Consider the following 13,260-nt stretch of genomic DNA (forward strand, 5'->3'; position numbering starts at 1 on the left):
TATAGCAACGACCGTGACTCACGGTCGTCCGGGTCACCGCCACCCCACTCCCAGCTCAGGCCTCTGGCCTGTGGCGCCCTACGGCACCGTCACCCGATCGGTGGCCAGGTTGAAACGGCTGATTGAGAAGGCGCTCGGCTCGCGCCAGATCCTCCGAGGTGTCTACCGCTACACCATCGTCCAGGACAGGAACCATGTGCACGGCGTGGCCGTGCTCGACGAAGCGGAGCATCTCCACACCCTCGGCGCGTTCCAAGGGCCCCTGCTGAAGTTGTCGGAAGCGCTGGAGAGCTGGGCCGGTGAAGCCGTACAGACCCAGTTGGCGTAGGTACTTCGGGCGGTCACCCTTGGGATAGGGAATGGGCTGGCGCGAGAACATCAGGGCCTCGCTACGGGCCGAGACAACGACCTTGACGACGTTGTGGTCGAGGACGCCGCCCGGGTCGTGCAGTTCGGCATACGCGTTCACGGCGAGAGTGCCTGGTGGCTTGTACTCCAGTGCCTCGGAGACGTCGTCGATGGCGGTCGGCGAGATGAACGGCTCGTCGCCTTGGACGTTGATGTACGCCTCGGCCGGCAGGAGCTCGGCGACCTCCGCGACGCGGTCGGTGCCGGTGAGGTGCTCTCCGGTACGGATGCATTCGATGCCCAGTTGGCTGCACGCCGCCTCGATACGTTCGTCGTCCGTCGCCACGATGGCTCCGTCGAGACGTTTGGCCTCCAAGCAGCGCTGGTGGACGTGCCAGAGGAGCGGCTTGTCGCCGAGGAGAGCCAGCGGTTTGCCGGGGAAGCGCGAAGCACCCCAGCGGCAGGGTATGACGGCGATGTGCCGGCGCGGTTCGACGCCGGTCGGTCGGGCTGTGGTGGCGGCCACGGCGTCCTCCTGGTGGACGGGTAAGCGTGGGGGCTTCAGGTGAGCTGGGCGAGCTTGGCGCGGACGTTGGGTGAGGCGGCGGTCGCGAACGGCCGCCACTGGTAGCCGTCGACCTCCTCCTCCTGAAGCGTCACCGCGTGTTCCGCACCGAGGTGGAATGCCCAGCGGAAGTCCACGTGGTGGTGGGCCGGCTCGTTCTTCGACGGGTTCGCGTCGATCGCGTGCACGTCGATGTCGAGGGGGATGTCCTCGTGGCCGGCGAGGGGGACGACCGCGCTGGGCGGGATGCCAGCCTCCTCGTGCAGTCGCGCAGGGCGGCGTCGCGCAGGTGCTGGTCGGCCGGTTCGTTGTGCCCGCCGGGCGCCAGCAGTTTCCCGGACGCCCTGTGTGCGATGTGCAGCACCTGCCCTTCACCGTTGATGAGGATGGCGCTGCAGGTCACGTGGGCGGGGAAGGTCTTGCGGCTGGTGGGCGCGTCCGCGCCGGCGAGAGCGGCGAACAGCAGCGCCAGGGAGTCGCATTCGTCCGGGTGGCGGGCGAGGTACGCCTCCGTGACGGCGCGGATGTGGTCGGTGGAGGGAGGCATCGGAGTCACCTTTCGAAGTGGCGGAGCCAGGTTCTGGCGATGGCGTCGCGGTCGGCCGCCGGCATCTCGTGCAGTCCGGGCTGGAAGCGGGCGTGGCTGAGGGCGGCGGTGGCGGCGACTATCTCGGCCTGGACGAGGTGGATGTAGGTGCCGACGGCGGCGCCGTGCACGAAGTTGACAGCACCCCCGTCGGCAAGAACGTAGAAGTAGTGGCCGGTGACCTCGTATCGGGTCAACTGGGGGCCGACGGGCTCGCGTTCGTACATGTCGTGGAGGCTGTCGAGTTCGAGTTCGTCCTCGGAGGAGGTCACCGATCCGAGGTACGCGCCGTTCCGCAGGGCGGCGAAGTCCTCGTGCCGAAGGGCGAGATTGCCGGTGGCGCACAGGACGAGTTCCGCGTCATGGACGGCTTCGGTGGTGGACGCGCTGGTGCGGAAGCCGAGGGCGTGCGCTTGCACCCGCTTGACCGCGTCGTGGTCGTACACGGTGACGCGCAGGTCCTGGGCGCGCAGGGTCTGGGCGATGGCGCGGCCGATCTTGCCGAAGCCGATGACGCAGGCGCTGCGGCTCGTGAGGATGTCCCCGCGGGCGCGGACGAGGGCATCGGTGGAGAACACGATGGACCGGCCGACGAGGTGGTCCTCGCAGTCCTTGAGCGGGGAGCGGGCCACGGACACGACCGGGCACGGCAGGGAACCAAGGGCCGTGTACCGCTGGTGTCCGTTCTCGGTGTCCTCGACGACGCCGAGGACGCGGCCGGAGAACTTGTTCACGAGGGTGTCGAGGCTGGCCGCGAAGTACCCGCCGATGTCGACCAGGACGACGTCCTGGCCGCCGGCCGTGTCCTCCAGGTAGTGCAGGGCCTGGGTCTCGTCGTTGAAACGCTCCCGGGTCAGGTCGTGGACCGGCAGGGTGCGGCGAACGGTGTCGAGGGTCGGCTGGTGGATCGACCGGGGCTTGGGGAGGACGGCGCCGATCGTGGACACCGCGGTCATGGCGCGCAAGAACGCGGGTCGTTCCGGGAGCAGGTGCGTGATGACCAGCGTCGTGATCGCCTGGCCGGCGGGGAACTGCGCGGTGATCCTCCGGAAGAAGGCGTCCAGCCGCGCTCGCTCGGGGGTTTCCATGAGCACTCCTCTCGGATTCCGAGGCGTAGGGCTACGCGGCCCGGCTGTAGTCGGGTACCGGCGTGGCCAGGGCCTGCATGTGGGCGCGCAGTCCGCTGTGGAGGTCGACGCGCGGCTGCCAGCCGAGGACTTCTCCCGCGCGGCCGGGATCGGCACGGGTCAGGAGGACGTCCCCGTTGCGCATGTGGTCCTGCTGGAGCTGGATCTCGCGGCCGGTGAGGCTGTTGGCTATGTTGATCAAGTCCAGCAGCGATGCGTTCGATCCGCCGCCGACGTTGATGGCGCCGTGCGCGGTCGGGACGACGGCGGCGGCGATCGTGGCGGCGACAACGTCGTCGATGTAGGTGAAGTCGCGGCGCTGGTGGCCGTCTCCGTACAGACGCAGGGGCTGTCCGGTCAGGGCGGCGTACAGGGCGCGGTGGGTGAACATGTCGGCGCGCTGCCGGGGGCCGTAGACGGTGAAGTACCTCAGGGCGACGACGCTGGGGCCGACGGGGCGCCCGGCGTAGGCGAGGCAAAGCTGCTCCTCGGCCAGCTTGGTCACGGCGTACGGGGAGGCGGGATTGGGACGGTCGGTCTCGAGGCTCGCGTCGCCGTCGGTCGGACCGTAGACGCTGGAGGAGGAGGCGACGACAGTCGGGGGACGCCGATCCGGGTGGAGGCTTCGAGGACGCGGTGGGTGGCCAGCACGTTGGACGCGAGGTAGTCGCCGAACTGCGGTCCCCAGGAGGGCCGTACACCGGGGATGCCGGCGAGGTGGAAGACCGCGTCGGCGTCGATCAGGAGCGGGTCGATCGCGCAGTGGAGGAGGTCAGCCGTGACGTGGTGGTATCCCGGGCATCCTCGCAGCGCGGCGAGGTTGGCGGCGGCCGTCGGGTCGGTGGACGGGTCTCGGCGGTCCACGCCGATCACGGTGGTGCCGGCCTGGACGAGGGCGTGGGCGAGGTGGGAGCCGATGAATCCGGCGGAGCCGGTCACCACGGCCCGTCGGGGGGCAGCGTTGGTCGGGGGCTGCTCGTGCTTTGGCACGGGGATCTCCAGAGAGGTGTCGCCGAAGGGGTAGGTCAGGTGAGCCGGGACAGGACGGTTCTGCCGTGCGCGCTGAGGGCGGCGTCATTCTCGTGGTGGCCCTTGACCAGGGCTGTGGCCGCCTCGATGGCGCCGAAGGACTCCAGGAGGCGTCGTTCGGTGTCATTGGGCGAGCGTCCGTAGCCGTCGAAGAAAGCGGTGCGGAGGTGGGGTGCGGCCTGCCAGCGTCGGAATTCGAGCCGGGCGAAGTCACGGACCCGGGCGTCGCGTCGCATGTGCTCGAAGTCGTAGATGCCGAGGGTGCCGCCGAGCAGCCAGTTGCGCGGCTGGTAGTCGAGGTGGCAGATCGCGCTGTCCATGTGGCTGGCGCCCAGGATCGCCGCGTGGTGCTTCAGTAGGTTCTCGTCGGCCGCGTCGAGTAGGTCGGCGTGGACGGCCCGGTCGATCCACCGCTGGAACCGCTCGGCGAGCGAGGCGCCGACGGCACCGCCCTGGGGCATGGCGGTGGCTCGGTGCAGCTTGCCGAGCACGTGCCCGGCCTCGTGGTGGGCCAGTTCCTCCTCGGGCGAGCCCGGAGCGACGGTGTCCGCGCGGTCGCCTGTGAGTGCGGTGAGCAGCAGGGTGCGGGTGGCGTCGTCCCAGCCGACCAACTCCGGTGCGTGGCCAGTGAGATGGGTGCCCCACGCCGCGTAGGCGTGGAGTTCTCCGGCGAACCGGTCTCGCTCCGCGTGCTGTTTCGCGATGAAGCGACGCCCGTCGCCGGCGACCAGGCGTACGACGCGAGGCGGGAGCGCGGGGTCCGCTGCGATCTCGACTGCGCCGAGGAGGTGGTGCGCCAGTCGTATGCGGGGGTCGTCCGAGGTCGCGATCACGGGGTCGGCTCCGGCGTGAGGAGACTGAGGTGCTCGGTGTCGTTGTGCCGGTCGAGCATCCAGCGGGTCTGGCCCAGGCGGTTGCGGTGGTGCTGCCAGCGGGTGATGGAGGCGTGGTTGTGGGTGAATCCGGCCGGCGAGCCGATCGGGATGCCGAGCAGCAGGGTGTGTGCGGTGATCACCGTCTCCCCGTGGGCCGCGAAGACGACGCGCCTGCCGTGGTTCTCCTCGATGAGCTGGCTCAGGTTCCTGCTGGCGCGCTCCAGGAACCCGTTCCAGGTGTCGGAGCCGTTGGCCCAGGGCGTGTCGGGGTGGGCGTGCGGCCCGCCGTCGGCGGCCGTCTTCACCGCGTCCCAGGGCTGGCCGTCGGCGTCGCCGTGGACCGGGCCGTCGAGTCGGTCGTCGTGGTGCACGGGGATCTGGAGCGTCTGGGCGATGATCTCGCCGGTCTGGACGAGGCGGATCCGCGGGCCGGCGTAGATCACGTCGAAGGGCTTCTTCAGGTGCTCGGTGGCCAGGCGGCGTGCGGCCTGTTTGGCCTGGGCGTACCCGAGGTTGGTCAGGCCGGTGCAGGTGCGCGGGCCCCCGACGAGGCCGTCGGCGTTGCACTGGGCCTGGCCGTGCCGGACGAAGACGAGTTCGGTGGTGATCATGAGGCTCCTCGGTGGCTGAAACGGAGGGGCAGGCTGTAGCGGTAGCCGTTGCGGCCGACGTACGGGGCGGTGAGCACGGCGTGCAGGCCCAGGAAGCTGTCGAGCTGGCCCCGGTCCGTCACGCCCAGCCGGGCGTCGTGGCGTCGGGCTGCCGCGTTGTACGCGAGCAGGGCGGTGGTGACGGCTTGGTCCGTGAGCGGTCCGTAGGTCAGGTGGAGCGTCGCGACGAGCTTGGCGAGGTCGTAGCCCATCGGGGCGAGGGACAGGTCGTCGGTGTCGACGGCGACGATGTCCTGCGTGCTGGTGATGATGAAGTTCCGCGGGTTGCTGTCCTTGTAGAAGGCGCAGGGTCCCTCGGTGGTCGCTTCCAGCAGGCCGAGCATCGCGTGCAGTGCCGTCTTGTTCGGCAGGTAGCCCTGCTCGTGGCGTCGCCGTATGGCGACCTTCCGGGGACCGAGGTAGTCGTCGAACTGCGTGCCGTCCTGGAAGTGGTGCGGGGTGTCCAGCGACGCGGAGTGCAGGTCGCTGGCCCAGGCGGCACCGTGGGCGTGGCCCAGCAGTTCCGCCACGCGCGGGAGGTCCTCGGGGCGTACGGAGCGGCCCTCGATCCGTTCGAACGTCAGGGACTGCGGTCCGGCGGTGTGGAGGGCCGGCTGCCGCAGAGGCTTGGCGTGCGCGGTGAGCCACCGGTAGTGGCGCACCGCCCCCGACGCACGCTCCGGTTCCGCGTAGTGCTTGGTGAACGGGGCGGGGCTCATGCCGGCGCTCCTCCTTCCTTCGGCTGGGCGACGACGAAGGTGATGCGGGACCGGGTGGTCAGCGGCTGGTCGGGAAGGAACTCGTGCAGGGTCGCCGCCAGGGCCCCGGGCTTGCCGTACAGGCCAGGCGCCAGGTCGTACTTGGGGTTGGTGGCCAGATACTGGGCCGTGTGGTCGTGGCCGTCGAAGGTGAAGACGTGCTCCTCGTCCAGGACGGCGATCACGTCGAGCGAGGAGGCGGCCACGTCGGCGAGGTTGCCGCTGTGGGCTGAGGTGTAGAGGCTCTCGTGCTGGGCGGCACGCGGATCGAGGCCGGCGGAGACGACCAGCTGGTCCATCTCCCGGTAGCTGTCGAGGCCCTTGGTGACGAGTACGGCCAGACCCCCGGGGGCGAGGACCCTGGCGATCTGCGCGACGACGTCCTCGGGGTGCGGCGAGTGGTAGATGCAGAACGCCGCGACGACTATGTCGCTCGACCCGTCGGGCAGGGGGAGGCCGTGGAAGTCGCCTTCGACGAAGTCCACCGTGCTGTCGGGCAGGTCCTTGGCGCGCTCGCGGGCCTGAGCGAGCAGGGAGGGGGCGGCGTCCAGGCCCACGACGCGCTGGGGCCGGAGCTGCTCGGCGATGACGAGGCTGCTCGTGCCGCGACCGCAGCCGATGTCGAGCACCACGCCGAGCCGGTCGGGCCGGGCGTGGTGGGTCTGTACCAGGCTGACCATCGTCTCGGGCACCGGGTGTCCGGCGGTCTTGGCGCGCATCAGGGCGCTGGTGCGCCCGGCCAGCCGCGAAGCGTGTCCGTACAGCTCCGACTGCCGGGCGGAGTCCAGGAACGGGTTGGGCTCGTTCATGCCGCACCCCCTGACCGGGGGCGCGGACCGGTCAGGACTGCTCGGCGGCGACCTTCCGCAGCCAGCGGCGCGTCTGGCGCCGGTTGGCCAACAGCACCACATCGGCGCCGGAGCCGAACTCCTCGATCTTCGCCATCACGCGGGGCCGCATCTTGCGCCGGTACATGGCGACGTACTTGATCACGCCCCAGTGGATGCGGTTGTGCACCCCGTTGCCCTTGTGCCCGGCCCCGTGCCGAATCTGCCGGGAGAAGATCCCGTACAGCGCCGCCGCGGTCGACACGTCCATCAGGACCACCGTGTCGCAGGCTTCGAGCCGTACCTGCAGCGTCGAGTTGTAGTTGCCATCGATCACCCACTGCGGCTGCGCGACCAGCTCGCGCTGCACGTCGGTGAACTTGTCCATGGGCAACGCGTTCCACTCGTCGTCGTAGAACGCGGCGTCCAGGTGCGTCACCGGGGCGTCGAGGATCCTGCCCAGTTCGCGGGCCACGTGGGATTTGCCGCTGCCGCCGCAGCCGACGATGGCGACCTTCTTCATGGTGCTCCAGCGTAGAGAGGTTCGGGTGTCCGGCGGCCCCATCCTCCGGGACGCGCCCGGAGAATCCGCGCGCCGTGGTCGATCGAGCGGTCTGCATCAGGCAGCTCCCCGCTCGGTCGCGGTGGCCTGGAGGAGGCCGTGCAGGACGGACTCCAGGGTGTTGACCTGCTTGCTCAGGCCGAACAGACGCAGGCGGTCCACACACGCGGCGATCAGGGCGGCGTGCTGATCGGTGCCGGTGATCTCGCGCAGGTAGGAGAGGCGTTCGAGCACGTCGCTGCCGGAGCGCACGACCAGCTCCTTCGGGACGAACCGGTCGGCGAAGCGGATGTCCGCCGGGGCCAGCGGCAGGCAGCCGGCGAGCACGGCCTCGAAGATGCGCTGGGTCATCTGCCCGACGGCGGCGTACCGCTCGGGCAGCATGAGCACCGTGGCCAGGGACCGGCCGTAGACGCCAGCGGCGGCCTCGAACGGGATCCGGCCCGCGAAGCGGACGTGCGGCCAGCGGCCAGTCTTCGTCCACTTCCCGGCGACCAGGTGCTCGACGCGGGCAGCGGCCGGGGCGAAGAAGCGGTCGAAGGGCTCGTCCCGGTCGTACTGGTTGCCCACGTAGCCGAGCGCGAGATCCCTGGGCCGCGCCGCAAGGGTGAGGGGATCGGCCTGGGCAAGGAGGTCCTCGGCGACGGGGAAGAGCAGCGAGTGCGCGCCGGGGGTCGGCGCGAGCGCGGCCTCGCAGACGCGGGTGTGGGCCGTACGGCGCCACACGCTCTCGACGCGCAGGGTGCGGTCCTTGTCCCAGATGACGGTGGGCGTCTGGCACCGGGCCGTGTAGTGGTTGATGAGCTGGGCCTGCCGGTGGAGGTCGCAGGTGTGCCCCTCGCTTCCGCACACGGTGGTGTTGCGGCCGGGGATCGCCCAGCGCCACTCCAGGAACAGGGCGTGGATGCCCGGCAGGCCGTCGTCGAAGGTGTACGCGCCGCCGAGGTCGTCACCGGCTTCGAGGCGGTCGCGGTCGGGCTGGAGGAAGACGATCTCGTGACCGCGGGCAAGGAGGGCGTCGATAAAGGGGCGGCGGTGGCTGCGGCCTCCGTCGGGGGTGTCGGTGACGCCGTTGCCGAGGAAGCCCCAGAAGCTGTATCCGATCTTCATTTGGTGATCCACCGCCCTTCGAGAAGCAGGGCGTCGAGGCCGGAGTTGGCCAGGCAGTCCAGGGCCATCTCGGGTGTCCCGCAGATCGGCTTGCCCTTGACGTTGAGGGAGGTGTTGATCAGCACGGGTACGCCGGTCCGGCGGCCGAAGGCGGTCAACACCGCGTGCATGAACGGGTTCTGCGACCGGGTGACGGTCTGCAGGCGGGAGGTGCCGTTGGCGTGCACGATGGCCGGCACCCGCTCGCGCGTCAGGTCTGTCACCCCGGAGGCCATGGACATGTACGGCGCCGGCTGGCCGAGGGTGAAGAACTCGGCGGCGCACTCGGCCGGGACCATGGGGGCGAAGGGCCGGAACGGTTCGCGGAACTTCACGGTGGCGTTGAGCCGCTCCACGACGCCGGGCTCCAGCGGGGAGGCGAGGATCGAGCGGTTGCCCAGGGCGCGCGGCCCGGCTTCGACCCCTCCCTGGAAGAGTCCGGCGATCGTGCCGTGGGCGAGCTGGTCGGCGAGGAACTCGGCGGTCTCGATGCCCAGGGTCTTCTGGTGGAGGCCGGGCCATGGGGTCAGGTCGAGGGGCTGGTCCTCGTAGGAGGGGCCGAGGTAGCAGTGGCGGGCGATGCCAGCGACCGGGCGAGGCGTACGCGCGTCGACGTGCACGGCGAGGGCGGCCCCGATCGCGGTTCCGGCGTCACCCGGTGCCGGCGGGACGAACACCTCGTCGAAGATGCCAGCCTCGATGATCTTCCCGATGCTCACGCAGTTCGTGGCGACGCCGCCACCCACGCACAGGCGCCGGGAGCCGGTGAGCACACGGGCGCGGCGGGCGAGGTGGACCGTCACCTGCTCGGTCCGCTCCTGGAGGGCAGCCGCCAGGTCTCGATGGACGTCGGTGAGCGGTTCGCTCGGGTGCCGCTCGGGGCAGGTCTCGGCGACGAACCGCCTAGATGTCCTCGGGTATCCCGAGGTGAGGGTGCGCGTCGGGAAGTAGCCGGGGTGGATGCGAAAGCCCGTGGCTGTCGTGCGGACGGCCGTGGTGAACAGGTGGCGGAAGCGGGCGGGGTCACCGAGGGCGGCCAGCGCCATGACGGTGCCCTCCTCGTCGCCCCGCCGCCAGCCCAGGTGCTCGGTGACGGCGCCGTACACGTATCCGAGGGAGGCCGGGTCGTTGATCGCTTCCAGGGTCCGGACGCGGGGGCGCGGAATGCCGTGGCCGTGGGCGATGGTGGTGGTCTGCCGCTCGCCGAGGCTGTCGACCACGAGTACGGCGGCTTCCTCCCAGCCGGAGGCGGCGAAGGCCGTGAGCTGGTGGGCGCGGTGGTGCAGGACCGGTGTGACGCGGGCAGAGGGGAACTGGCTACCGAGGACGCGCAGCCGCCGTCGGGTCCGCAGGGCGACCTTGGCGAACCCGTGGGCACGGGCCAGGCTCCGGTCGCGTGTCATCGGCGAGAGCGCCATGCGCAGGGCGGCGGGCGACTCGGCGAGGTAGTGGACGGGCTGGAAGTTGTAGGCGACGGCGTCCACGTCGGTGGCGCTCAGCTTGGCCTGGTCGAGGAGCCATCCCACGGCGCGGGCCGGGTAGAGCTTGGTGTGCTTCTGCTCGGAGAGGCGTTCCTCCTCGACGAAGCCGACGAGTTCACCGTCCACAAGAAGGGCGGCCGAGGAGTCGTGGGTGTACGAGCACAGGCCGAGGATGACGGAGGGGGTGCGCTTCATAGCGGTGGTCACCTTGCCCCGGCCGTCGCGGCGCGCTTGGCCGAGCGACGCTCCAACTCTCCGTACCAGGCGGTGAGGGCCTGGCCGAGGGGTCCGTCGATCGTGTCTGCCGCCCGCCATGCCTGCTCGTGCTTGCCGTCCTTCCACAGCCGGTAGCTGCGCAGCGTCTCGGCCATCGCGTCCCAGCCTGGGTGGCCGGTCACGTCGCGGGCCTCGACCTGGTCGAGCAGGCCGGAAAATCCCGTCCAGGGCGTTCGCAGGTCGGGCATGATCTCGCTCGCCGAGAGCGAGGTCAGCGCGTCGGCCTGCTCGATGTGCTCGTCGTAGATGTGCAGCGAGCCGATGTGCAGGTGGAACTCGCCGAGTTCCGCGTCGAGCCATCCGGCGACCAGCTCGTGCAGCACGGTGTAGAAGAACACGTCGTACGGCATGCCGATCCATACGTCCTGGCCGCGCATCATGGTCGCCATGTGCAGGCGGCCGGCGCGCAGGTGGAACCGGAACCCGAGGGTGCAGGGCACGTCCTTGTGCCCGGCGGCGTCCTGGGCCGGGTCGTAGAGCTGGATCAGGGCTCGCCGGGAGTCGGGGTCGGCCTGAAGGATCTCCACGACGCGGGCGAGTTGGTCGACCTGCCGGCCCAGTTCCGCATCCTCGGTCCGTACGCCCCCAGCAGGATGCCGTCGTCGGCGAACTGCCGCAGCCGGTCGTTGTAGTCGAAGATCCACGGGGCGTCGGATCCGGACAGGTGCCAGACCGTCTCGGCGACGGCGAAGGCCGGATTCACGATGCGGGCGGGCGGGGCGTAGAGCAGGCGGGCACGGGGCTGGGTGAGCAGCAGGTGCACGTCGCGGACTGCGTGGGTGGCCATGCCCCGGGGGCTGATCTTCTCGCCGGATTTGGCCAGCGTGACGGCGCCGGAGAACAGCTCGGCCATGCCGTCGGCCGTGAGGGATGTCATCGGACGGATGCTCCTTCGTCCTGGGGCGACGCAGTGGCGCCTGAGTGGTGGCGGGTGGAGTCGTCGGCCCTCGGGCCGGAGGTCGCGCGGTCGGTGATGAGCCGGGCGATCTGAGCGGCGCTGTCGCCGCGCCACCGGCACACCGCGTCCAGGGCCGCCCGCGGGATCGGCGCACGGCCCTCGCGCACGCCGGAGAGCGCTTCGGCCACGTCACCGGTGCCCTCGCACCGGGTCGCTAGTGCTCTGACCGCATAGGTTCGCCGGGTTGGCGGTCGTGGCGGTTGGATGTGCGGTGACGTCCGATCCGACCGCTGGAGGCGCGGTGGCCGAGCCTGTCCGTGTGCGCAGACTGACTGACCAGGAAGGGCAGCGGCTGCAGCAGATCGTGCGCCGCGGTAGCACCAGCTCGGTGCGCTACCGGCGCGCGATGATGTTGTTGGCCTCGGCCGGCGGGAACCGGGTGCCGGTGATCGCCCAGCTGGTGCAGGCGGACGAGGACACCGTGCGCGATGTGATTCATCGGTTCAACGAGATCGGCCTGGCCTGCCTGGACCCTCGGTGGGCGGGAGGCCGTCCCCGCCTGCTCAGTCGTGACGACGAGGATTTCGTCGTCCGGACGGCCACCACCCGCCCCACCAAGCTCGGCCAGCCCTTCACCCGCTGGTCGCTGCGTAAACTCGTCGCCTACCTGCGGAAAGTCCACGGCCGGGCGATCCGTATCGGCCGCGAGGGGTTACGCGGCCTGCTCGCCCGCCGCGGTGTCACCTTCCAGCGCACCAAGACATGGAAGGAATCCCCTGATCCCGACCGCGACGCCAAGCTCGACCGCATCGAGGAGGTCCTTGACCGCTTCCCCGACCGGGTGTTCGCCTTCGACGAGTTCGGACCGCTCGGAATCCGGCCCACCGCAGGCTCGGGCTGGGCCGAACGCAAGCACCCCGACCGGGTGCCGGCCACCTACCACCGCACCCACGGAGTCCGGTATTTCCACGGCTGCTACTCGGTCGGCGACGACCGCCTGTGGGGCGTCAACCGCCGCAAGAAGGGAACCGGAAACACGTTGGCCGCGCTGAAGTCGATCCGCGCCGCACGGCCCGACGGCGCACCGATCTACGTGATCATGGACAACCTGTCCGCCCACAAGGGCGCCGACATCCGGCGCTGGGCGAGGAAGAACAAGGTCGAGTTGTGCTTCACCCCGACCTACGCCTCGTGGGCAAACCCCATCGAGGCGCACTTCGGACCGCTGAGGCAGTTCACCATCGCCAACTCCAACCACCCCAACCACACCGTGCAGACCCGGGCCTTGCACGCCTACCTGCGCTGGCGCAACGCCAACGCCCGTCACCGCGACGTCCTCGCCGCCGAGCGTAAGGAACGTGCCCGCATCCGAAGCGAGAAGGGCATCCGCTGGGGTGGCCGACCGATCTCAGCAGCAGCCTGACCAGGCAACCCCGACTGAACCTCTCCTCTGCGGCGGAGACGCCTGAGCCTATGACCGGGGTGTGCCGTCCCAGCGCCATGTGGTGAGACGGGGGTGTCCGGGTAGTTCGGCGCGTCCGGTGGCCCACAAGAGGGTGGACCAGGGATCCGTGGACGACGGTGCGTCCGGAAACAGCCGAGCGAGCACCCGAGAGCACAGATCGGCAGGCGGGCTCCATGCGAGACCGAGCCCTTGTGCCAGGTCGTGCGTGTGCACCAGGGTCTCCACGATCCCCATCGCGGCAAAGCCCTCGGGGTCCGAGACGCCGAAGACGTGGTGAGCGCGGGTCTGCGGAGGCGTCGTGCGCACCATGGCGATCAGCAGCGCGCCGCTCGCTTCCAGGACCTGCAGCAGGCCGACGGGCCCCGCCTTGCGGTTCGCGTGAATGGCGTTCGCTGGGCCGCCGGGACGTCGGCTCTCCCATACGAAGGGAACCTCGCCATCCAAGGGCGGTGTCTTGGGGCCCAGTTGCGCAGCGCAGGCGAAGAGGTCGTCGCTGAGGTGCTCGACGGTTTCCCAGCAGTCCCATTCCAGCGAACCGGCCTTGCCTTCCCACGCGGCTGGAGGCGCCTCGCGAAGGACTGCCACGGCGAGTTGCACGGCAAGGTCGAGGTCGTCAGCGGTGACGGGGGGCTGAGACAGGGCAATATCGTCTGATCGGGACATG

Annotated in this window: 15 protein-coding genes and 1 pseudogene; 1 reads left to right on the plus strand and 15 read right to left on the minus strand. The window is 70.3% G+C overall.

Translation table 11 applies throughout. The features are described 5' to 3' along the window. Positions 1–55: 55 nt before the first annotated feature. From ACSLTV_RS35170 to ACSLTV_RS35235, 14 genes and pseudogenes are all read right to left on the minus strand, one after another. Positions 56–874 (minus strand): 3-deoxy-manno-octulosonate cytidylyltransferase, encoded by an 819-nt coding sequence (locus ACSLTV_RS35170; RefSeq protein ID WP_388209889.1) that lies wholly within the window; start codon positions 872–874, stop codon positions 56–58. A 35-nt stretch (positions 875–909) separates the two neighbouring features. After that, a complete protein-coding gene (locus ACSLTV_RS35175; protein WP_435613633.1) occupies positions 910–1,101 on the minus strand; it encodes a hypothetical protein in 192 nt (63 codons plus the stop codon). Between the two features lie 364 nt (positions 1,102–1,465). Then, on the minus strand, positions 1,466–2,587 hold the full coding sequence (locus ACSLTV_RS35180) for an adenosylhomocysteinase (RefSeq protein ID WP_435613634.1): 1,122 nt from the start codon (positions 2,585–2,587) through the stop codon (positions 1,466–1,468). Between the two features lie 31 nt (positions 2,588–2,618). After that, positions 2,619–3,616: pseudogene (locus tag ACSLTV_RS35185) on the minus strand (NAD-dependent epimerase/dehydratase family protein). Between the two features lie 35 nt (positions 3,617–3,651). Then, positions 3,652–4,488 (minus strand): aminoglycoside phosphotransferase, encoded by an 837-nt coding sequence (locus ACSLTV_RS35190; protein WP_435613635.1) that lies wholly within the window; start codon positions 4,486–4,488, stop codon positions 3,652–3,654. Then, positions 4,485–5,141 (minus strand): histidine phosphatase family protein, encoded by a 657-nt coding sequence (locus ACSLTV_RS35195; RefSeq protein ID WP_435613636.1) that lies wholly within the window; start codon positions 5,139–5,141, stop codon positions 4,485–4,487. The genes ACSLTV_RS35190 and ACSLTV_RS35195 overlap by 4 nt, the downstream gene beginning before the upstream one ends. Then, on the minus strand, positions 5,138–5,899 hold the full coding sequence (locus ACSLTV_RS35200) for a phosphotransferase (protein ID WP_435613637.1): 762 nt from the start codon (positions 5,897–5,899) through the stop codon (positions 5,138–5,140). The genes ACSLTV_RS35195 and ACSLTV_RS35200 overlap by 4 nt, the downstream gene beginning before the upstream one ends. Beyond that, the gene (locus tag ACSLTV_RS35205) at positions 5,896–6,747 is read right to left on the minus strand and encodes a class I SAM-dependent methyltransferase (protein ID WP_435613638.1); all 852 of its coding nucleotides are present in this window, start codon (positions 6,745–6,747) and stop codon (positions 5,896–5,898) included. Before ACSLTV_RS35205 ends, ACSLTV_RS35200 begins: the two co-directional genes overlap by 4 nt. A gap of 31 nt (positions 6,748–6,778) precedes the next feature. Beyond that, entirely contained in the window at positions 6,779–7,288 is a 510-nt protein-coding gene (locus ACSLTV_RS35210; RefSeq protein ID WP_435613639.1) for a topology modulation protein, read from the minus strand. A 96-nt stretch (positions 7,289–7,384) separates the two neighbouring features. Continuing rightward, positions 7,385–8,437 (minus strand): glycosyltransferase family protein, encoded by a 1,053-nt coding sequence (locus tag ACSLTV_RS35215; RefSeq protein ID WP_435613640.1) that lies wholly within the window; start codon positions 8,435–8,437, stop codon positions 7,385–7,387. Then, the gene (locus tag ACSLTV_RS35220) at positions 8,434–10,152 is read right to left on the minus strand and encodes a carbamoyltransferase family protein (RefSeq protein ID WP_435613641.1); all 1,719 of its coding nucleotides are present in this window, start codon (positions 10,150–10,152) and stop codon (positions 8,434–8,436) included. Before ACSLTV_RS35220 ends, ACSLTV_RS35215 begins: the two co-directional genes overlap by 4 nt. A gap of 8 nt (positions 10,153–10,160) precedes the next feature. Beyond that, positions 10,161–10,760 (minus strand): thymidylate synthase, encoded by a 600-nt coding sequence (locus ACSLTV_RS35225; RefSeq protein ID WP_435613642.1) that lies wholly within the window; start codon positions 10,758–10,760, stop codon positions 10,161–10,163. After that, positions 10,718–11,110, minus strand: coding sequence for a hypothetical protein (locus ACSLTV_RS35230; protein WP_435613643.1), 393 nt, complete (start codon positions 11,108–11,110; stop codon positions 10,718–10,720). The genes ACSLTV_RS35225 and ACSLTV_RS35230 overlap by 43 nt, the downstream gene beginning before the upstream one ends. Continuing rightward, positions 11,107–11,319, minus strand: coding sequence for a hypothetical protein (locus ACSLTV_RS35235; protein ID WP_435613644.1), 213 nt, complete (start codon positions 11,317–11,319; stop codon positions 11,107–11,109). The genes ACSLTV_RS35230 and ACSLTV_RS35235 overlap by 4 nt, the downstream gene beginning before the upstream one ends. Positions 11,320–11,432: 113 nt before the next feature. On the opposite strand from ACSLTV_RS35235, the gene ACSLTV_RS35240 reads away from it, so the two are divergent. Beyond that, positions 11,433–12,554 (plus strand): IS630 family transposase, encoded by a 1,122-nt coding sequence (locus tag ACSLTV_RS35240; RefSeq protein ID WP_435613645.1) that lies wholly within the window; start codon positions 11,433–11,435, stop codon positions 12,552–12,554. Between the two features lie 48 nt (positions 12,555–12,602). Here the strand turns inward: ACSLTV_RS35240 and ACSLTV_RS35245 are convergent, their stop codons facing one another. Next, positions 12,603–13,259: a hypothetical protein gene (locus ACSLTV_RS35245; protein ID WP_435613646.1), complete on the minus strand. Its 657-nt coding sequence runs from the start codon at positions 13,257–13,259 to the stop codon at positions 12,603–12,605. Position 13,260 lies beyond the last annotated feature (1 nt).

Origin of the sequence: Streptomyces sp. bgisy159, from assembly GCF_965341775.1 — a bacterium.
Taxonomy (GTDB): domain Bacteria; phylum Actinomycetota; class Actinomycetes; order Streptomycetales; family Streptomycetaceae; genus Streptomyces.